The sequence below is a fragment of the Streptomyces flavusporus genome (assembly GCF_046267975.1).
In the GTDB taxonomy this organism is placed as follows: Bacteria; Actinomycetota; Actinomycetes; order Streptomycetales; family Streptomycetaceae; genus Streptomyces; species Streptomyces flavusporus.
The window spans coordinates 915,319-933,689 of the sequence record NZ_CP176503.1 but is presented as its reverse complement, the minus strand read 5'-3'; the positions used below and the strand labels follow the sequence as shown (position 1 = coordinate 933,689).

Below are 18,371 nucleotides of genomic sequence, written 5' to 3'. Positions count from 1 at the left end.
GCCTCGGCCTGGGCTGGATGCCCGACGAGTACACCGCGGTCTCCGTGCCCTGGAAGGGCCGCGGCGCACGGCTCGACGAGACCTGGACGTCCTGGAGGAGTACTGGGCCAGCGACGTCTTCTCGCACGAGGGACCGCTGTTCACCATCCCGGAGACCGTGGTGGGCCTCAAACCGCGCCAGCGGCCCAGACCCCCCGTGCTGCTCGCGGCGTTCACACCCGGCGGACTGCGCCGCATCGGCCGGCGGTTCGGCGGCTGGCTGCCCGCGGCGATGCCGCTCCCGCACCTGATGGACATGTGGGACGTCATCCAGAAGGAGGCGGTGGAGGCGGATCGCGATCCCGCTACCCTGCGCATGGCGCTGCGCGTCAACCCCCGGCTCACCGACACGAAGACGGACCCGGCCCAGATGCCCCGGGCGGGCACCCTGGCCCAGTACATCGACTACGCGCGGGCCGCCGCCGAGGCAGGTGTGCGCGAGCTGTTCGTGGACTTCGGGCAGACACCCGCCGGCCTCGCCGAACGCGTCGACCTGGCCGGCCGCTTCCTCGACGGAGTCCGCCAGGGCTGAATCGGTTCGTACCGGAGTGTGCCGACGCCGCCGTCGGTTTCTCGGAGCAGTCACCGATGAATGAATTGGCGTGTCAGGACGTTCCGAGGCCGTTCAGCAGGGTGTCGACGACGACGTCGGCCGCCTGTCCGGGGCTCAGTTCGGGCAGCTGCCGGGACACCAGGTGCATGAGCTGGGGCAGCAGCGCGCTCGCCCATCCCTCCGGGAGGGCGGGGCGCAGGAGGCCTTCGTCGGTGGCGCGCCGGAGGAAGGCGTCGACCTCGCGGACGGACGCGTCCCGCCGCCGGCGGATCGCGTCGTCGGCGAGCATGCGGGCGAGGTCGACGGGCCAGGTGCGGTTGACGGCGATGATGTTCTCGACGTAGCGGTGCAGGGCGACGGCGACGGGTGCCTCCCGGAGCCGCGCGTCCTCGATGGCGTGCTCGATGGCGGTAAGGCGAGATTCGTAAATGGCCGCCAGAAGGTCCTCGCGCGAGGCGAAGCGTCGGTAGACCGTGCGCCGGTCCACACCCGCCTCGGAGGCGATGCTCGCGATGCTCGCGGCGGGGTCGGCGGCGAGCATACGTGCTCCGGTGGTCAGGACGGCTTCCAGGTTGCGCGCTGCGTCGGCTCTCACCGCCCCGAGTCTAGTGGCGGGATGTGAAGCCTGATACATCTAGCGCCTCTCGGGAGTAGAACCCTGCCTTCTAAGTGCTACAATATCGTGGCATATAAATCTAGTAATGCCAGGCTGGTGAGTCTCTTAGGAAGGCATCTTCCGATGTCGAAGGCAGACAAGTCCTCATCACCCAGGGAGGGTGGGGTCGCCGCCGCGATGAGCGCGCTGATCCTGGCGGTCCTCCTCGCGGCCCTGGACCAGACGATCGTCTCGACCGCGTTGCCGCGGATAGCGCAGGACCTGAACGGGTTCGACGACATCGCGTGGGTCAGCGCCGCGTATCTGCTCGCGTCGACGGCGGTGACACCACTGTGGGGCAAGCTCGGCGACATGTTCGGCCGCAAGCGGCTGTACCTCGCCTCGACCTCGATCTTCCTGATCGCCTCGGTGGCCTGCGGCCTGGCACAGAACCTGCCCGAGCTGATCGGCGCCCGCGTGCTGCAGGGCGTGGGCGGCGGCGGCATGATCGTGCTGACCTTCGCCCTCGTCGGCGACATCGTCGCCCCGAGCGAACGCGGCCGCTACCAGGGCCTGTTCGGTTCGGTCTACGGCGTCGCCAGCATCGGCGGCCCCCTGCTGGGCGGCGTCTTCACCGACCAGCTGTCCTGGCGGTGGGCCTTCCTGATCAACCTGCCCGTCGGCATCGTCGCCCTGACCATCGCGGCACGGGCGCTGCCCGCGGCCACCCGGGGTGCCAGGGCCCGCATCGACTACCTCGGTGCCACCGTCCTGGCCGCCATCGCCACCGGCCTGGTCCTGATCACGTCCTTCGGTGAGCGCTGGGGCTGGGGCTCGCCCTCCATCGTCGGCCTGATCGTCGCCACCGTCGTGCTGGCCGTGCTCCTGGTGCCGGTCGAGCGCCGCGCCGCTGCCCCGGTCCTGCCGCCGGCCATGCTCGCCTCCCGGACCGTGGTCTTCTCCTCGCTGATCGGGTTCTTCGCCAACGCCGCGATGTTCGCCGTACTGGTCTATCTGCCGACCTACCTCCAGATCGTCCACGGAGTCTCGGCCACCCTCTCCGGCGTCCACATGCTGCCGCTGGTCGCCGGTCTGGTCGTCAGCCAGTCCCTGGCCGGACGCTGGGCCGCACACGTCGACCGGCTGCGGGCGATCCTCCTGGCGGGTCTGCTCGCCAACCTCGCCGGGCTGCTCCTGCTGGGCACCATCGGGGCGGCCACCGACACCCTGGTGCTGAGCGTCTACTTCCTGATCACCGGTGTCGGCATCGGCATGGTGCCCATGGTCGTGCTGACCACCGTCCAGAACAGCGTGCCCGCCACCGATCTCGGCGCCGCCAGCGCCGTGGTCACCTTCGCCCGCTCCATCGGCGCGGCCTTCGGAGTCGCCGTCTTCGGCACCCTCCTCAACACCGGCTTCGCCGACCGCACCCACGGCCTGCCGACGGCCGGCGGCTTCGACGCCGCCCGCCCCGACACCATCGGCCGGCTGCCCGCCGCCCTGCGCGACACCGCACTGGACGCCTTCGCCCACGCCACGGCCACCGGCTACCTCTGGATCGCGCCCACCCTCACCGTCGGCGTCCTCCTCGCCCTCTTCCTCAAGCCGGCACAGAAGACCGGCGAGCCCACCGCCACCTCCGACCCCGCCACCGCCAAGGAAGCCGTCCCCGCCGCCTGACCCAGCGGACCCCGCGCCCTCGACCGGCCGACGCCCTCACCGGGTGCCGGCCAGCGGCGTACGGGGACGCAGGCTACGCGCCACCGTCCTTTGGGGCGGCCTCCGAGATCCTCTTGAGCTGGGTGACCCACAGGGAGTTCAAGCGCTGCGCCCACAGCGGGGACAGCACGGTGAGGGACTTGGCGGCGGGACCGCGGACCACGTTCTCGGTCACTACATGGGTGCCGCCCGCGACCGGGGTGAGCAGCCAGGCCTGGTACAGCTGCACACCGGCGCCGACACCCGACCAGCCGAGCCGGCGGTGCGGCACATGCTCTCCCAGGAAGATCTCGAACCGGTGGCCGTGGAACCACACCTCGAAGCTCCGGCGAGCGGCCCGGCCCGGACCTCGGTGATGCCCGGAACCCATTCCGGCCACCGCGCCACATCGGTGAGCAGCGCGAAGGCCGTGGCGGGCGGAGCGTCCACGGCGGCCTGCGCCTGACAGAAGCTGTGGGCCTGGTCGGGCTCGAACCCCGACGGCCAATGGATGTCCGGATGACTGTCCGAGGCACCGGACATTCCGGTTCCCCTCTCGTGGTGCAGGGTGGCGTCAGGTGCGGCCACCGGGGGAGGACGGCCCAGGAGGACATCCCCGCGTCCACTCTGCGAGGGGGCCCGAAGCCCGGAATACGTCAAATGGTCAAATGACTGAGGGAACGACGAAGCCGTCGGTTCTCGCCCGCCGGGGTCAGTCGTCCTCGTCCGTGTCGAGCTGGGAGAGTGCGTCCCGGAGCGCGGCCCGAGAGGTGATGCCCGGCTTGGGATAGATCTGGTACAGGTGCGTGCCGATGGTCCGATGGGACAGGAACAGCCGCTCGGCGATCTGTTTGTTGGTCAGTCCGGTCGCCGCGAGCTTGGCGATCTGCAGTTCCTGAGCGGTCAGTGTCACGGCTCCCGGCCTGACGGCTGTCGGTGCGGACTGGCCGCCGGCGCGCAGCTCCGCCGCGGTACGCGCCACCCAGGGCTTGGCGCCCAGGCGTTGGAAAGCCTCCAGTGCCTGGGCCAGCTGCTCCCGGCCCTCCGTCGTGGCACGCAGCCGCCGCAGACGTTCGCCGTAGAAGAGCCGCACCCGTGCGACGTCGAAGGGCCAGCGCTCCGGACCGGGCAGAGACAGGGCCCGCTCGAAGAGGCCGACCGCCGCCTTCCCGGGTGTGGTCAGCGCCTCGCAGGTCAGCACCAGCAGCTCCAGCCGGGGCGACAGCTCGGCCATCGAGAACGCGCGCATTGCGGCTGCGTGGGCCGCGGCCTCCTTCTCCCGGCCGGCGCGTGGCCCACCGGAAGTCCCCGAGCCGGTCCGGGAAGACCGAGGCGGTGCCGACGCGGATCACCCGGGTGGGGTCGTCCCCCACGGTGGCGATCAGCTCCGTCAGGCGGGGCAGCGCCGCAGCACCGGTGCGCGCCGGGTCGGCGAAGGTCTGGGTGATCACCCAGAGCAGCTCGGGCGGCTTGGGGGTCAGCCGGTCCACGAACGCCGGCAGCGGCTCCCACAGCTTCGGGTCACCGCCGTACCAGCACAGCAGCACCAGGACGTGCGGGACCTCGATGAGCGCGTCGTCCGAGGCGTCGTAGCCGTGCTCCCCGGACTCGATCGCGCCGACCAGCAGCCGGTACGCGGTGTCGATGTCGCCGTCCCTGTTGATCAGCAGAAACGCGGACGCGGCCGCCGCGTGCAGCGACTGCTGTCCGGTGGGATGGGCCTGGGCTCCGGCGAGCAGTCGCGAGGCGTCCTCCAGCTCTCCACCGGAGTCCACGCCGACATAGGCCGCCTCGGCCAGCCGGCGGCTCTCGTCGGACGCCGCGGGACTGAGCCCCGCGGCACGGGTCAGAGCCGCCACCGCGCCGAGCGCGTCGCCGCGCCGCAGCCGGCGGCGCGCGGCCTTCTCCAGCAGGGCCGCGACCGTCTCGTCCCGGCCCACCGCCGCCTCTCCCAGGTGCCAGGCGCGGCGCTCCAGCTGGGCGCCGAGCACGTCGGCGAGCGCCTGATGGGCTCGTCTGCGTTCGGCGGCGGTCGCCAGCTCCACCACCGCGGAACCGATCAGCGGATGCCGGAAGGACAGCTGTCGGTTGTCGGTCGAGATCGTCACCAGCCGGTTCTGCTCCGCGGGGGCGAGATCGTCGACACCGGCACGGTCGGATGCGGCGGCCTCGACGGCGGCCAGGTCACCGGTTCCCTCGAGAGCCGCGAGCAGCAGCATCTGCCGGCTGCGGTCGGGCAGACCGGCCACGCGCGAGGCGGACATGGCCTGGAGCCGCTCGCTCAGCGGCAGCACACCGGGAACCGCCGCCAGGGTCGCGCGCTGCTCGGCGGAGAGCGCCATCGGCAGCTCCACCAGAGCCAGCGGGTTGCCGCGTGCCTCGGCCGCGATGCGGCGCCGTACGGCGGGGGAGACGTCGAGATGCGAGAGGGCGAGCAGCTCTGCCGACGAAGCGTCGTCCAGCGGCTCCAGCCGCCGCTCGGTCAGGCCGCTGGACTGGAAGAAGCTGTCGGAGCCCGTACGGGAGGCCGCGAGGAAGCCGATACGACTGCCGACGAGCCGCCGGGCCACGAAGCCGAGCACGGCGTTGGTCGCCCGGTCCAGCCACGGCAGGTCGTCGATGACGAGCAGGAGCGGCGTCCGGGCGGATATCAGCCGGAGCAGCAGCAGAACCGCGGTGGAGGTCAGGAGCCGGTCGGGGGCCGGTCCGCCGCCGATGCCGACCGCGACCCGCAGAGCGTCGCGGTGGACGGGGTCCAGGACGTCGAAGTCGTCGAAGAGCGGCACGAGGAGCTGGTTGAGACCGGCGTAGCTGATGTCCGCCTCGAACTGCACACCGGCCGCGCAGGACCCGGACGCCGTCGCGCAGGGCGCCGGTCGCCACCGCGTCGAGCACGGCGGTCTTGCCCACCCCCGCCTCGCCCGAGAGCAGCAGAGCTGCCCCGTGGACCTCGGAATTGCCGAAGAAGGAGTGGATGAACGCGAGGTCTCGGTCGCGTCCGACCAGCCGTGTCGAGGCCGGGCCGACGGTCGAGTCCAGGTCATTCATCGAGCTGCCTCCAACGGCTGACGTCTGGAGGCCTGGTGCTGTCCGCCGACCTGGCTGCGCCTGCACCCCGCTCCGTGCGGCCCATGCAATCACTGCAGTCCAAAGGACGTCCTGAATTCACCCCTCTCGTTGTTCCGAACCGGAAGGGCTTGATTCTGTGGGCCGAAGCACGAGATGCGTCACTAGAGCAGGCTGTCTGTCACCCGAGGACTAGCGCTGTACGGCAGCCTGGCGCAGATGGCAGCTGACATCGCCGACGAGGTTGATGCGGACCTGTCGCTCTACGAAGCGCCACTGCCCGGAACGGCGCTCGAAGCGGTCACGGTACCGGCCTCTGGCGATGGGTTGCAGCGGCAGGTCGGGCAGCGCCTGAAACACGGTGACGTACGAACGCGAGACCGCCGTGCTCGTCTCTTCGTCGACCTCGATGGCGACATTGGTCGTGACGTGCTGGGTTCGAGGTGTGCCGTCGTCGTAGAGGATCACAGTGTCCTGGAACATCCGCTGGATCGCGTTGCGGCCGCTCACTGGCTCGCCGCTGCCTGTGAAGGTGGCGTCAGGACATGCGGGTGGACCTCGGCATGGTTTCCTCCAGGTGAGACGAGCGATCTTCAGCGCGCTTCCCTCGATGATCACAGGGCTGCAAATTCGCCGATTGCGACAAGTAGTGTGCCTAGATGGCACACGTATCTCCTACGCGTCCGTCCTTCACGGCGACAGAACACTGCCCTGCCGTCAACATGTGAGTCCGGACATGTTGATGTGAACGGCGAAGGGGGTCCGGCCCGTTTCAGTCACGTCAGGGTAGGCGCCCGGTGACCGTCTTGCCTCGCTCCGCGCGGGTGAGTGTCTCGGGGCGTTCCGCTTATGTGAGTGAGGTTGTGATCAGGATGAGTGCGGACGTGTCCGGTACGGCGGGTGTGGATCTACGGCCGGAGGACGTGATGGCTCTGCGGCATTCCGTGAGAGGACCGGTTCTCGAGCCGGGATCGGCGGAGTACGAGGCGGAGTGCGCCACGTACAACCTGGCCTGTGGTCTTCGGCCGGCCGTCGTGGTCGGGGCGAGCAGTGAACTCGACGTCCGTTCGGCGGTCCTGTTCGCCGTGCGCCACGGGCTGCCGGTCGCGGTGAAGTCCGCGGCCCATCAGATGGTCTCCTCAGCCCACGGCGGCCTGCTGATCACGACGCAGCGGATGAAGCGCATCGTTGTCGACGCACAGGAGAGCACCGTGCGGGTCGAGGCGGGTGTGCGCTGGCGTGAGGTGCTGCCTCGCACGGCGGAGTTCGGGCTGGCCCCCATCGTGGGCTCGGCGCCGGACGTCGGCGTCATCGGATACACGCTGGGCGGCGGTCAGAGCCCGCTGCTGGGACGCACGCTCGGCTATGCCGCCGATCACGTGCGGTGGCTGAACGTGGTTACGGCGGACGGAGAACTGCGCCGTGTGACACCGCAGAGCGAACCGGACCTGTTCTGGGCGCTGCTGGGCGGCAAGGGCAACTTCGGTGTGGTGACCGAGATCGAGTTCGAGGTGTTTCCGGTCGCATGCTTCTACGGCGGCGGCATCTACTTCGCGGGTGAGCACCTGGCCGAGGTGCTGGAGGCCTGGCGTGCCTGGCTGCCGACGGTGGGGGAGACGATGACCTCGTCCCTGGGGATCCAGCGGCTGCCCGACGTCCCGGCGCTGCCCGAGCCGCTGCGCGGTGCCTTCGTGGTCCATCTGCGGATCGGTTACCTGGGGTCGGCGGCCGACGGGGCCGAACTGGTCGCTCCGCTGCGGGCGGCCGCGCCGGTGCTGGTCGACCTGGTGGGGGAGAAGCCCTTCACGTCGATCGGGGAGATCCACATGGATCCGGTGGATCCGATGCCGTACTTCGATCGCAGCGTCTGCCTGGAGGAGTTCTCCGAGAAGACGGCGCAGGCGCTCGTGGAGCTGACCGGCGCGGAGTCGGGATGCACCCTGGCGAACGTCGAGATCCGGGCGCTCGGCGGCGCCTTCGACCGGGAACCGGAGTTCCCCAACTCGGTGCCCAGCCGCGGTCTTCCGTATGTCGTCTTCGGGTTCGCGGTGGGCGCTCCGGATCAGGCGGAGAAGCTCCGGGCCGACCTGGCGCGGGTCGTGGACGGGCTGGAGCCCTGGACGGCGGAGCGGAACATGGTCAACTTCCTCTCGCCGGACGAGGCGACCGACACCGAGGGAGTGCGCGCGGTGTACGGGGCGGAGCGGTTCGACCGGCTCGCCGCGGTGAAGAAGCGCTACGACCCGACCAACGTCTTCCGGTTCAACCACAACATCACGCCCGCCTGATTCCGGGCCCGGAAGTGAACCGGCGGTCGTCCCGGATCCGTGTCGGTAGCGGCAGGTTCCCCGCTGTTGGTCGGCTGCGGCGGGGACGCGACGGCCGCTTCGGCGTGGTGCGTCTCCGGGCGGTCGTCCCCCGGGCTGCCGCTGAGACCCGCGGTGGAGGCGGGGCCGAGCGGGAGCCCGGGGCTGTCCGGATCCAGGCGCCCTATGACGTGAACGGCGGTGTCCGAACACCGTGAGCGGTGGGGATCGTCGTACCGAGCGCAAGACATTTCACAACACACGACAAAGTGAGGGGTTGCCGTGACGGACCTGACGGCCGCGGTCGAATCCGTGGCACAGCTCTCCACGGTCTGGCGTGCCATGGTGCTCGACCGGGACGAGGAGTCGGACGTACGCGATCTGCCGGGTGTAGCCGTCCGCTGGGCCGACTGCCGCTTCGCCTTCTGGAACGCGATCACCCTGACCGAGGTCGGGGCCGACGCCGTGCTCCTGGAGAAGCGTCTGGAGCAGGCGGCGGACATCATGCGGTCCAAGAGGCAGCCGGGCTTCCTGTGGCTGTTCGAGGACCTGCTCGCGGACGACGCGCGTGCGGCACTGGAGGAGGCGGCGGAGCGCGCGGGCCTGGCGTACGCCTTCCCCGGCACCGGCATGGCCGGCGACCTGCTGCCCATCCCCGAGCCCCGCCACCCTGACCTGACGTTCGAACGAGTCACCACCGACGAACACCTGCGGGCCTACGCGGACATCAACTCGCGCGCCTACGGCTTTCCCCTCGAGGACGGCCGCGACGGTCTGGTCGGCTCCACGCTGTGGAAGCGGGAGGTGTACGCCTACCTGGCGCTGCGGGACGGCGCCCCGGTCGCCTGCGCCGCCACGGTCGAGGCCGAGGGCCGGCTCTTCGTCGTGCTCGTCGCCACCGACCCCGAACAGCAGCGCCGAGGCTACGGTGAGGCGGTGACGCGCAAGGCGCTGTACGAGGGCGCCCGCGCCACCGGACTGACCCGGGCCACCCTGCACGCAACCGTCGCCGGGGCACCCGTGTACCCGCGCATCGGCTTCGAGCCGAACTCCCCGATGCACTTCTACGGACTGAAGAGCTGAGGATGTGAGGTCACCCGTGGCTGTACCGCCCTCGACATATGTGTGTCACACGTATCGAAGGGCACCATCCACCGTCAAGTGACTGATGCGCGTGGTTTGTCCGGAAGTGCAGACTGACGGCAGCCGACACCTCCGGCGAACCCCTCGGCACCCGATACCCCGCCGCCGGCGGGATATCGGGTGCCGGTATGTCCGACACGGAGAAGAGGATCTGGCGTGACACCGGTCGAGCAGCAGCGTTCGTTGAAGAGCAGCAATCCGATACTCTCCCGGCCGCAGTTCAAGCGGCGAGGCGGGCAGAAGACGGCGGCCAGGGACCCCCGAGCGGGGATCGCCGTCGCGCAGAGCCGGATCGGCACGGGCAAGGACCTGGACCAGGTCCACGAGGACGATTCCGCTCCGCTCCCCTTGTCCGTCGGCGACCTGATGACGATGGACGACGTCCTGTCCCGTGCGCTGGCGGGGCTCGGGGTGACGGCCCTCGCGGCCGCGCTGTCGTGGACTCTGCTGCCGTACGCTCCCCTCGGTGCGGCCGTGGCCTACGGCATCGCCGCCGGCGCCGGACTGGTCGCCGCGGCGCTGGTGGTGATCCAGCGCCGCAGGAAACCACCGTCCCCGGCCCTGCCCCTGACGTTCGCCGCCTTCCAGGGTGTGTTCCTCGGCGTGCTCTCGGCCACGGCCTCCAGCGACCTCTCACCGGGTGTCTTCGTCCAGCTCGTGCTGGGGACGATGGCGACCTCCGCCGGAGTCCTCCTCGCCTACAAGCTGCACTGGATGCGAGTGAACCGCCGCCTCTACGGCTTCGTCGGCGCCGCACTGTGCGGAGTGTGCTTCCTCGGCCTGGCGGACTGGACCCTGTTGCCCCTCACGGGCGCGGACGTCCTGGGCCTGCACCCCGCTGGCCTCGGCGTCTTCATGGGCCTGTTGGGCGTCGTCCTCGCGGCGTCCTTCCTGTCCCTGCACTTCAGGAAGGTCGAGGACGCCATCAAGTACGGCGCGCCCCGGGACCAGTCCTGGCTCGCCGCGTTCGGTCTCACTCTGACCCTGACATGGCTGTACGTGGAGACCGTGCGGCTGCTCACCCTCTTCCCCGGCGAGGAGCTCTACTGACCGGGCGTCACACGGTCTTGATCAGAACCGTGGCCAGAAGGCCGACGGTGTACGCGATGCCGTAGCGGCGAAGCATCGGCTGCCGGGGCGAGATTTTCAGCAGGGCCAGCGCGAGCACGGCCGTCGCGCCGATCACGAAGGGGTCGAACTCCGCCTTCTCGAAGGCCGGGTCGGCCGTGATGCCCGCGCCGGCGAACAGGGCGTTCACGGTGATCAGGACGTTGTCCCACAAGCGTGGAGAACGGTCGGTCGGAAAGAGGAACTGGGTCACCATGACCGTGGTGTTGAGCAGCGTGAACCCGGCGAGGAACACGACGTCGGAGAACACGTCGTCGTGGAAGGCGACGACCCGGCAGATCGCGGGGAGGCTCTCCGAACAGAAGCGCCCGTGCAGACAGTTGGTGACAGCAGGACGGTGCACAGGCCGAGCGCCATGTTGTCGGCCTCGACCCAGCGCAGGAACTGGTTGTTTGCGACGAACGCGAGCGTGCCGTCGGCCTTCCGGTTGACGGAGACGAGCACGACGAGCAGCGAGTCGAGGGTGAGCAGCAGATGCAGCCTGCCGTGCGCGAGACGACCCCGGGTGGCCGGCCGGGTGTCCGGTACCCGCGCCGAGCGAAGATCACTGACCACACCCGCACAACGTTCCGGACACCCGGCGGGGTTCACCTACCCCACGTGCCGCGCTCCCTCCGGAACGGAGGCCTCCTGCGTGTCGCCCGACGGGCACAGCCCCCGCATGAGCACGTCGAAGAGCCGCCTCGATCTGGCGCACTCCTCGTCGTCCGCGCCGACGCGCCACAGGGGACCGAGCAGCAGGAGCATGTCGTCCGCCGTCGTGCCGGGCACGATGGTCCCGGTCGCCTCGTTGGCGTCCACCAGCACCGAGAGGGCGTCGAGCAGCGGTCGGTACGCCGGTCGGCACTGCTCCGTCAGCGTGCCGGCGGTCCCGCTCATGGCGTCCGCGAACCCCGGCGCGCTCGTGCCGACGCTCAGGAGGCGCTGCAGCCACGCGCGCAACGCGAGCGGCGGGCACAGGGTGCTCAGGAGGGCGGGCACGGCGGTCACCAGTTCGTCCACCTCATCGCCGTACACCTCGAGCACCAGGGACTCCCGGGTGGGGAAGTGACGATAGAGCGTCCCCTGGCCGACGCCCGCTCTGCGCGCGATGGTCTTCAACGAGGTGTCGCCGGGAGCGGCGAGCACTTCGGCCGCCGCTTCGAGGATGCGCAGCCGGTTGTGGCGTGCGTCCGATCTCATCGATGCTCCGGTCTCTCTCCGGTGGTGATGCCACGGGGCGCCGTCCTGCCACGCCGGGCAGGGGCTGAATGACCACACATGTTGCCGTCACGGCTGGAGGCACCCGTGAGACATGTATTCTGAGTGAAACCTACACCGGCCCGTCGTCCGGTGGGGTATCGCAGACACATGTCACCCGCGCTGAGCCGAAGGCCATCGATTCCGTGTCCCATGAGCACCTCACCTCACTGACCGCCGCCCTCGCCGATGACCTCGACCAGGGCGTCTGGGCCCCGGAACCGCTGGAGCGGACCCTCGCGGCTCGCCTTCTCCTGGCCTGTGCTGGAGACGGGCAGTTCACCCCGGCCCGCCTGCGCGAGACCCTGTGGGAGGGCAGCGTCGCCCTGACGTATGCCGGTGGCGGCCGCCTCGCCCGCTTCCTCGCCCACCTGTACGAGGTGACCACGCATCCCGCACCGGACACCGACTTCGTGCTGTCCGACGCCTCACGACTGCTGGAGCGGGTGGCACAGGACGCGGCGCCTGCCACGTACCCCGCAGTCGGATGACGGATGTGGTCCGGCCCCCGCCCCCGAGAGACTTCCTGCACGAAGCTCACACACCGGGCACGAGGGGAGAGACCATGACGAGGTGCGACAGGTGTGGCCGGCCGTGCTGTGACCACTCGTCGGCTGTGCCGCCCAAGGGCGCCGGCGCGGGCCGGTCCGTTCTCGCCCTGGTACGGGGCTCCGACACCGACGGGGCGCCCGTCGAGCTGTCCACGCTGACGCGGACGCCCATGCCGACGGACGTCCGGGCGCGATCGCGACGCCGGTGCACGGCACGCTCATGGCCACCTGGATGCCCCTGAGCAGGCCGTCCCGCATCCCGCAGAGCCGAGTCCTGCTGGCGGTCTGGCCGGGCCTGCGCGGCGACTGCTCCGGCGTCGCCGCAGTGACGGAACTGCACGCCGCGCTCCGCCTCGCCACCGTGGTCCTGGACCGCCTGACCGACTGACTGCGGTGAGGCTACGCCTCCTCGTTCACCCAGCTCATCAGCAACCGATGACCGCGACCTTGCGGCCCTGGATGACGGACAGGTCGGCGTCGTAGAACAGCTTGGCCATGGGGAACTTCTCCTTGTCTGAGATGTGTGGCACCGGTCAGGCCGCCGTGTAGGCGGCGACCAGCCGGTCCAGAAACACTTCGAGCCGTTCGTTCATCGCGCGGTGGTCGTTGCGCCGCAGCTCCTCCGGCTGCCGGACGAAGCGGTGGCCGGCGAGCGCGGTGAGTTCCTCCTCCGCCGACTCGATGAGCCCCTCGACGGTGTCCCGGTCGAACTCCATGTGGCACTGGAACCCGTACAGGAACCTGCCGTACGCCACGATCTGCCGGGGGCACCCCTCGCTGGCGGCCAGCACGGTCGCGTCGGCCGTGAGTCCGGGCATGTCGTGGTGCCAGTGCCCGGAGTCGAAACTCTCGTCGAAGCCGTCGAACAGCGGGTGCCGGCGGCCGGCTTCGGCGAGCGTCACAGGGAAGGAGCCGACTTCCGGCTCCGGGCTGCGCAGGCAGGGAGCGCCGAGCGCCTCGCCGAGCAGCTGTGCGCCGAGGCAGACGCCGACGACGGCCTTGCCCGCCGCCGCGCAGGAGGCGATCAAGGACATCTCCGCCGCCGCGTCGAAGTGCGGGCACTCGGCGGTGGTCGTGGCCGGGGACTGGGGGCCGCCCATCACGACAAGCAGGTCGATGTCGTCGGCTGCCGGCGGGAGACTCTCGTCGGCGTGGAGGCGGGAGTAGGTGACGGTGTGCTGCCGGTCCAGGGCCCACCGAGCGTAGGCCCCGGGAGCCTCGAACGCTTCGTGGACGACGAAATGCACGCGCATGGCTTGTCGGACTCCTGTAGAGGTCAACATTCGTGGGGATGGCGGGGAGCCGGAACGGTCGGCAGAAACCGTGGCCCCGGCGCCGTCGGCCACCTGACCGTGTCGGTGGGGGAGAGCTCGGGGTGGGACCGATGGATGTCACGGAGGAATCCGGTGAGGATCTCCAGCGTCCGTCCCGGCTCCTCGAAGACCGCCGCGTGCCCGCCCCTGACCGCGGCCAGCCGTGCGCCGGGTATGCCGACCGCGAGCTCCACCGAGTGCTCCGGGGCCACGAACTGGTCTCCCGCCGCCGCGACGACCAGGGTGGGGGCGGTGACGGCGGCGAGGTCGCCGCGGACGTCGATGCCCAGGGCGAAGGCGATCTGCTGGGCGGTGCCGGGAGCGGAAGCCGCCAACCGGGAGGTCAGGCTTCGGGCCGCTTCAGGTGTCTGCGCGGCCAGGTAGTCCTCGGAGAAGGACAGCGAGGTCAGGAAGTCGCTCAGCTCGTCGTCGTGGCGGGCGTGCAACGACGCCCACATCTCCAGGCTGAGCCACAGCGCGGTGCGGGCCGGGCGAATCCGGCGAGGGTGAACAGGCCGCGGACCCGGTGGGGATGGCGGGCGGCGACCTTGACGGCGGCGGCCGCGCCGAGCGAGGTCCCGGCGATCACGAAGTCGCTCAGCCCGGCCCTGCGAGCGGTGGCCACCACCTGGTCGGCCACGGCACCCGCCTCCAGCGGGCCGACGGGCAACGGACTGCGGCCCGATCCGGGGAGGTCGGCGAGCACGACGGTGTGCTCGGCCGCGAGGTCGGCGAGCAACGTCTCCCAGGTGCCGGTCGCGGTGCCCCCGATACCGGGCAGGAGGACCAGACCGGGCCCGCTTCCCTGGATGTCGTACGCGAGCATGTGCCACCTCTCCTCACACTTCCCTAGATGATCAATTCCAAGGGATGCCTGCGGAGGGTGTGGGGTGGGCGGCGGCCGAAGCCACCGCGAGACGGTCAGGCGGCGGGCTGCCGGCCCTGGTTGTCGAGGTGGCAGCGGGCGGTCAGGCGTCAGGGTCGACTTCGGGGTGCGTGAACCGCACGGGCTTGCCCAGCGACCGGGCGTAGGCGATTTCGGCTCGGGTGCTGTCTCCGATGTAGTCGCCGACTACGAGCACCTCATCAGCGAGCCGGATCTTCGCCCGGTGCAGATCGTCGAGTCGAACCTTCAGCGCCTCGGCCTCGACAGGATCGGACCAAAGTTCGTGCGGCGACTTCATGTCACAGCCCGGTTTGACGACAATCTTTCCGGCTTTGGTCTCCCGCAGATCGGCCTCGTTCATCTCGGTCATGAAGCGGGTGGAGCCGCAGATCACGACGATACGCGGGAGGCTCAACAGCTTCTTCGCGTCGGCGAGCTTCTCCTCGGGGGTGAGCAGTTGCGGGTATGACACTGGTTCCTCCTGGTGGTGTGGTCCAAGGGGTGCCTGCGGAGACGAGAACGAGGGTGTCCAAGATCGTTTTGTGACGAACGACGTGGACACCCTCGCGACAGCACTCTATGCGACGACCGACGACATGCTGAAGGAGCATCCCGACCTGGCGCCGTGGCGCCCGCCGGTCGGCATTACGCCCCGCCTGAGCGATGCCGAACTGGTCACCCTCGCCACGATGCAGGCCATACTCGGCTACACCTCCGAGGCCAAATGGCTCCGCCATGCCCGTGCCCACCTGCGCCACCTCTTCCCCTACCTGCCCCAGCAGCCCGGCTACAACAAGCGGCTGCGCAAGGCCGCCGGTCTGATGCGAAGCGTCAACCGGATCCTGGCCACCACCACCTCGGTGTGGAGCGACGACGTACGGGTCGTGGACTCCACCCCGGTGGAATGCGGCCGCTCCCGCGAGACCGTCAAACGCTCCGACCTGGCAGGTTGGGCCGAATACGGCTACTGCGCCAGCCACAGCCGCTTCTTCTGGGGCCTGCGCCTGCACCTGGTCTGCACCCTTCAGGGCCTGCCCATCGCCTTCGCCCTGACCGGGGCCAAGGCCGACGAACGCGAGACCCTCCTTGACCTCCTGGCAGCCGAATGCGAGCTTCTGCGAGAGCGCCCCCGACAGACTCTCATCGGCGACAAGAACTACTTCGGCCGTGGTTTCGAACGCGAACTGTCCGAGCATGGAGTCCAGTTGCTGCGGCCTGCCCGTAAAGGTGAACGGGAACGGCCTGGCGCAGCCCTGTTCAAGCCGCTGCGACAGGTCATCGAATCGATCAACGAGACCTTCAAGGGACAGCTTGACCTCGAACGGCACCGAGGGCGCACACCCGGAGGTGTCATAGCCCGCGTCATGCAACGCATCCTCGCGCTGACCGCCGCGATCTGGCACAACGACGCCACCGGACAAACCGTCCTACGCTCACTGATCGCCTACGATCACTGACCCCTTGGAATAGATCATCTAGAGAAGGATCCCTTCAGGCATGCGTCTACCGCGTCTCCTGTGGGGTCGCGAGCCCTTCACTGTGGCCGGTCCCCAAGACGACGCCCGCCACCCTGCCGGGCTGACGATGATGAGCAGTCAAGCCTCCGATGCCAGGAAGCCCCTCAAAACCGAGCCGGACGAAACAGCCGCCTACGGCGACAGCCCCGGTGAGTGATCGAGGCGGTGGTGGCGCCGGACCGGTCAAAAGCCAGAGGCGCGCCGGCACCCGCTTATCGCCCAACACCTCCCCGGCCCTCTTTACGGCGTCCTCGCCGCCGATGCTCCTCAGCCCGGCCCGTCCCCTGACCGTCCTGTCCTCATGGCCGCCCAGCACCAGCAGATCGCTCACAGAAGGATGCTTGGGAGTCAACGGCCCGGGCGCGACGGAGACCAAGTACGCCTTGGCCAGGTGCTCGACGGCCACAGCCATGTGACGCGAACCCGGTCCCCGAAAACCAGTACTTCCGGCACTACCGGACTGTACTCCAGGCCACGCGGCGGCAGGGGCGAAAGGCACGTATGACCTCCCGCCCCGTGGGTCGTGATGGTCAGCGGCGCTCTGCCCAGGCACGGGAGACCGTCTGCTGGACGCTGTTGCCCGCGGAGCCCCGGGCCGTGACGCGCAGGGTCACGTACGAGGTGCCGCTCTGATGGCGCGGGCGGTCCACCGTGGCCCGGAACGTGTCGTGGCCACGGTCGTGGACGTTCGCCGGACGCCAGGTGCGGCCGTCGTCGTACGAGATCTCGACCTGCACCCTCGACCCGTGCGGGGCGGGTGCCCTGTCCTGGGCGCGGCCGGTGACGTCCACGCCGTACGATCCGGCCCGGGCGATGGTGTTGTGGGCGTCGACCGGTACGGCGTAGTCGAGTTGGAGGAGGGGCAGCTCGGTGGGCTTGTCTCTGGGGGGCGAACGGAACGACCAGGTCGTCGCGGTCGCGGTCGCGTAGTCCCAGTCGGGGGAGGTGCGCGAAGTGTCAGCTCCAGGCGGTAGTTGGCGGGGCTGGTCGGCACCTCGACGTCGGTCCAGGCGGCCTTGGGACACCAGGGGTGAGGCGTCGGAGGGGAGCACCGTCAGGTGCCCGTCCTGTTCGAAGGTGTGGAAGACGATGCCGTCGCGTCCGGGGCCCGGCCGTACCGAGGCCGTCTGCCGGCCGTCCGGGCCCTTGGCCACAGTCACGCTGTCGCCGGTGATCAGGCGGGCGGTCGTCTCGCCGGACGTGGCCCCGTCGCCACCTTGGTGTGCGGCAGCCCCGGCGGGTCGGCGAACGACGGGGCGACCGCCGCTGCGGCCAGTGCGACGCCCGCTGTGAACGTCGCCAACAAGCGGATGTGTCTCATCGGTTCCGTTCCTCTCCCGGCGCTGCGTGTGCCGTTCATCTGCGCGACAGAATCCGACGGCCGTGAGGCAGGTGCCACTCGATACCGGTGGCATAGCTGGGACATGTCATCAGGGCGACAGGGGACATGTGTAATTCGCGAAGTCGCCAATCACCGGCTTGACGGGTGACGGGACGACTGCCATGATTGCGTCACCGCCTCAACCGGTGACACGAAAAGTGTCCTGGTCGGCAGGCGCCCGAAGACCTTTCGACCCAGATGGGGAGCACCAGTCATGGCAGTCAGCTACACCGCCGTTGTCGACGTCGACGGAGAGGGCCGGAACGGCGGTCACGTCCGCTCCTCCGACGGTCTGCTGGAGACCGGCCTCGCCCTCCCCAAGGAGCTCGGCGGCGCCGGCACCGCGACCAACCCCGAGCAGTTTCTGGCCGCAGGCTGGGCCGCCTGCTTCCTCGGCGCTTTGCGCCGCGCCGCCACCATCCGCAAGATCCGGCTCACCAGTACCACCATCACCGCCGAGATAACCCTCACGCACGGCGACGACGGCGAGTTCTCCCTCTCCGCGGTCCTCAACCCGGTGCTCGGCGGTGTCGACCAGGCCACCGCCGAGGAGCTCGCGCAGGCCGCCCACCAGATCTGCCCGTACTCCAAGGCCACGCGCGACAACATCCCGGTCACCATCAACGCCAGCGCCGCCGCCTGACCCGTCCCCCTGGACCGCGGGTCGCGTGTTCCCCCTGCACGGGACCCGCCACCCCCTCAGCCGTACCCACACCGCCGACCGAAGAGTGAGGGCAGGACATGGCCTCCATGACGCACACATACGTACGGATCGCCCCGCAGCCTCGTTCGGATCGCGACTGCCTCCCCGGCGAGCGGCCGTCCCGAGACGTGGCAAGCTCCGAGGACCGTGACTGGCAGACGGACACGCAGGTGTGGAACTGGGCGGAGAGTGCGGCGCTGTTCGGGTACGGCCCGTCGGCCTCGAGCTTTCTCTGACCGGCGGAAGGACCGGT

General features: G+C 69.8%; 23 protein-coding genes and 1 pseudogene. 10 read left to right on the top strand and 14 right to left on the bottom strand.

What is annotated here, in order from left to right:
- Nucleotides 1-13: 13 nt before the first annotated feature.
- Nucleotides 14-571, top strand: coding sequence for an LLM class flavin-dependent oxidoreductase (locus ACKTSN_RS04755; RefSeq protein WP_409474742.1), 558 nt, complete (start codon nucleotides 14-16; stop codon nucleotides 569-571).
- Nucleotides 572-644: 73 nt separating this feature from the next.
- Here ACKTSN_RS04755 and ACKTSN_RS04750 read toward each other — a convergent pair whose 3' ends face one another.
- Nucleotides 645-1,133: a TetR/AcrR family transcriptional regulator gene (locus ACKTSN_RS04750; protein ID WP_409474741.1), complete on the bottom strand. Its 489-nt coding sequence runs from the start codon at nucleotides 1,131-1,133 to the stop codon at nucleotides 645-647.
- A gap of 198 nt (nucleotides 1,134-1,331) precedes the next feature.
- On the opposite strand from ACKTSN_RS04750, the gene ACKTSN_RS04745 reads away from it, so the two are divergent.
- Entirely contained in the window at nucleotides 1,332-2,867 is a 1,536-nt protein-coding gene (locus ACKTSN_RS04745) for an MDR family MFS transporter (protein WP_409467911.1), read from the top strand.
- A 73-nt stretch (nucleotides 2,868-2,940) separates the two neighbouring features.
- On the opposite strand, the gene ACKTSN_RS04740 is transcribed toward ACKTSN_RS04745, so the two are convergent.
- The 5 genes and pseudogenes from ACKTSN_RS04740 to ACKTSN_RS04720 form a co-directional block, all read right to left on the bottom strand.
- Nucleotides 2,941-3,222 carry a hypothetical protein gene (locus ACKTSN_RS04740; protein WP_409475121.1) on the bottom strand — a complete coding sequence of 94 codons (282 nt, stop codon included), beginning with the start codon at nucleotides 3,220-3,222 and terminating at the stop codon, nucleotides 2,941-2,943.
- Nucleotides 3,223-3,245: 23 nt separating this feature from the next.
- Nucleotides 3,246-3,428, bottom strand: a pseudogene (locus tag ACKTSN_RS04735) (SRPBCC family protein); the annotation flags it as partial.
- Between the two features lie 169 nt (nucleotides 3,429-3,597).
- Nucleotides 3,598-4,119: a response regulator transcription factor gene (locus ACKTSN_RS04730; RefSeq protein ID WP_409474740.1), complete on the bottom strand. Its 522-nt coding sequence runs from the start codon at nucleotides 4,117-4,119 to the stop codon at nucleotides 3,598-3,600.
- Nucleotides 4,120-5,069: 950 nt separating this feature from the next.
- Nucleotides 5,070-5,933: an ATP-binding protein gene (locus ACKTSN_RS04725; RefSeq protein ID WP_409467910.1), complete on the bottom strand. Its 864-nt coding sequence runs from the start codon at nucleotides 5,931-5,933 to the stop codon at nucleotides 5,070-5,072.
- A gap of 210 nt (nucleotides 5,934-6,143) precedes the next feature.
- Nucleotides 6,144-6,569, bottom strand: a complete 426-nt coding sequence (locus ACKTSN_RS04720; RefSeq protein ID WP_409467909.1) for a nuclear transport factor 2 family protein — start codon at nucleotides 6,567-6,569, stop codon at nucleotides 6,144-6,146.
- A gap of 254 nt (nucleotides 6,570-6,823) precedes the next feature.
- Between ACKTSN_RS04720 and ACKTSN_RS04715 the strand changes: the two genes are divergently transcribed.
- The 3 genes from ACKTSN_RS04715 to ACKTSN_RS04705 all read left to right on the top strand — a co-directional run bounded on the left by ACKTSN_RS04715 (nucleotide 6,824) and on the right by ACKTSN_RS04705 (nucleotide 10,450).
- Nucleotides 6,824-8,239: an FAD-binding protein gene (locus ACKTSN_RS04715; RefSeq protein WP_409467908.1), complete on the top strand. Its 1,416-nt coding sequence runs from the start codon at nucleotides 6,824-6,826 to the stop codon at nucleotides 8,237-8,239.
- Nucleotides 8,240-8,539: 300 nt separating this feature from the next.
- Nucleotides 8,540-9,340, top strand: coding sequence for a GNAT family N-acetyltransferase (locus ACKTSN_RS04710; RefSeq protein WP_409467907.1), 801 nt, complete (start codon nucleotides 8,540-8,542; stop codon nucleotides 9,338-9,340).
- A gap of 216 nt (nucleotides 9,341-9,556) precedes the next feature.
- Nucleotides 9,557-10,450, top strand: coding sequence for a Bax inhibitor-1/YccA family membrane protein (locus ACKTSN_RS04705; RefSeq protein WP_409467906.1), 894 nt, complete (start codon nucleotides 9,557-9,559; stop codon nucleotides 10,448-10,450).
- 7 nt (nucleotides 10,451-10,457) lie between these two features.
- On the opposite strand, the gene ACKTSN_RS04700 is transcribed toward ACKTSN_RS04705, so the two are convergent.
- The gene (locus tag ACKTSN_RS04700; protein ID WP_409467905.1) at nucleotides 10,458-10,871 is read right to left on the bottom strand and encodes a hypothetical protein; all 414 of its coding nucleotides are present in this window, start codon (nucleotides 10,869-10,871) and stop codon (nucleotides 10,458-10,460) included.
- A 248-nt stretch (nucleotides 10,872-11,119) separates the two neighbouring features.
- A complete protein-coding gene (locus ACKTSN_RS04695) occupies nucleotides 11,120-11,710 on the bottom strand; it encodes a TetR/AcrR family transcriptional regulator (RefSeq protein WP_409467904.1) in 591 nt (196 codons plus the stop codon).
- Nucleotides 11,711-11,913: 203 nt separating this feature from the next.
- Here ACKTSN_RS04695 and ACKTSN_RS04690 point away from each other — a divergent pair, with 203 nt between their 5' ends.
- A complete protein-coding gene (locus ACKTSN_RS04690) occupies nucleotides 11,914-12,258 on the top strand; it encodes a hypothetical protein (protein WP_409467903.1) in 345 nt (114 codons plus the stop codon).
- Nucleotides 12,259-12,538: 280 nt separating this feature from the next.
- Nucleotides 12,539-12,706: a hypothetical protein gene (locus ACKTSN_RS04685; protein ID WP_409467902.1), complete on the top strand. Its 168-nt coding sequence runs from the start codon at nucleotides 12,539-12,541 to the stop codon at nucleotides 12,704-12,706.
- A gap of 145 nt (nucleotides 12,707-12,851) precedes the next feature.
- On the opposite strand, the gene ACKTSN_RS04680 is transcribed toward ACKTSN_RS04685, so the two are convergent.
- From ACKTSN_RS04680 to ACKTSN_RS04665, 4 genes are all read right to left on the bottom strand, one after another.
- Nucleotides 12,852-13,571, bottom strand: coding sequence for a glutamine amidotransferase-related protein (locus ACKTSN_RS04680; protein ID WP_409467901.1), 720 nt, complete (start codon nucleotides 13,569-13,571; stop codon nucleotides 12,852-12,854).
- A 23-nt stretch (nucleotides 13,572-13,594) separates the two neighbouring features.
- On the bottom strand, nucleotides 13,595-14,077 hold the full coding sequence (locus ACKTSN_RS04675) for an alpha/beta fold hydrolase (RefSeq protein ID WP_409467900.1): 483 nt from the start codon (nucleotides 14,075-14,077) through the stop codon (nucleotides 13,595-13,597).
- On the bottom strand, nucleotides 14,050-14,457 hold the full coding sequence (locus ACKTSN_RS04670) for an alpha/beta fold hydrolase (protein ID WP_409467899.1): 408 nt from the start codon (nucleotides 14,455-14,457) through the stop codon (nucleotides 14,050-14,052). The genes ACKTSN_RS04675 and ACKTSN_RS04670 overlap by 28 nt, the downstream gene beginning before the upstream one ends.
- A gap of 142 nt (nucleotides 14,458-14,599) precedes the next feature.
- Nucleotides 14,600-14,989 carry a hypothetical protein gene (locus ACKTSN_RS04665; protein WP_037743720.1) on the bottom strand — a complete coding sequence of 130 codons (390 nt, stop codon included), beginning with the start codon at nucleotides 14,987-14,989 and terminating at the stop codon, nucleotides 14,600-14,602.
- Between the two features lie 70 nt (nucleotides 14,990-15,059).
- Here ACKTSN_RS04665 and ACKTSN_RS04660 point away from each other — a divergent pair, with 70 nt between their 5' ends.
- Complete coding sequence (locus tag ACKTSN_RS04660) at nucleotides 15,060-15,974, top strand: IS982 family transposase (protein ID WP_409467898.1); 915 nt, start codon at nucleotides 15,060-15,062, stop codon at nucleotides 15,972-15,974.
- A gap of 590 nt (nucleotides 15,975-16,564) precedes the next feature.
- On the opposite strand, the gene ACKTSN_RS04655 is transcribed toward ACKTSN_RS04660, so the two are convergent.
- Both ACKTSN_RS04655 and ACKTSN_RS04650 read right to left on the bottom strand, forming a co-directional pair.
- A complete protein-coding gene (locus tag ACKTSN_RS04655; protein ID WP_409467897.1) occupies nucleotides 16,565-17,194 on the bottom strand; it encodes a hypothetical protein in 630 nt (209 codons plus the stop codon).
- Nucleotides 17,195-17,208: 14 nt separating this feature from the next.
- Nucleotides 17,209-17,355 carry a hypothetical protein gene (locus ACKTSN_RS04650; RefSeq protein WP_409467896.1) on the bottom strand — a complete coding sequence of 49 codons (147 nt, stop codon included), beginning with the start codon at nucleotides 17,353-17,355 and terminating at the stop codon, nucleotides 17,209-17,211.
- A 274-nt stretch (nucleotides 17,356-17,629) separates the two neighbouring features.
- On the opposite strand from ACKTSN_RS04650, the gene ACKTSN_RS04645 reads away from it, so the two are divergent.
- Nucleotides 17,630-18,058, top strand: a complete 429-nt coding sequence (locus tag ACKTSN_RS04645; protein WP_409467895.1) for an organic hydroperoxide resistance protein — start codon at nucleotides 17,630-17,632, stop codon at nucleotides 18,056-18,058.
- A gap of 107 nt (nucleotides 18,059-18,165) precedes the next feature.
- Nucleotides 18,166-18,354: a hypothetical protein gene (locus ACKTSN_RS04640; RefSeq protein WP_409467894.1), complete on the top strand. Its 189-nt coding sequence runs from the start codon at nucleotides 18,166-18,168 to the stop codon at nucleotides 18,352-18,354.
- Nucleotides 18,355-18,371: the final 17 nt, after the last annotated feature.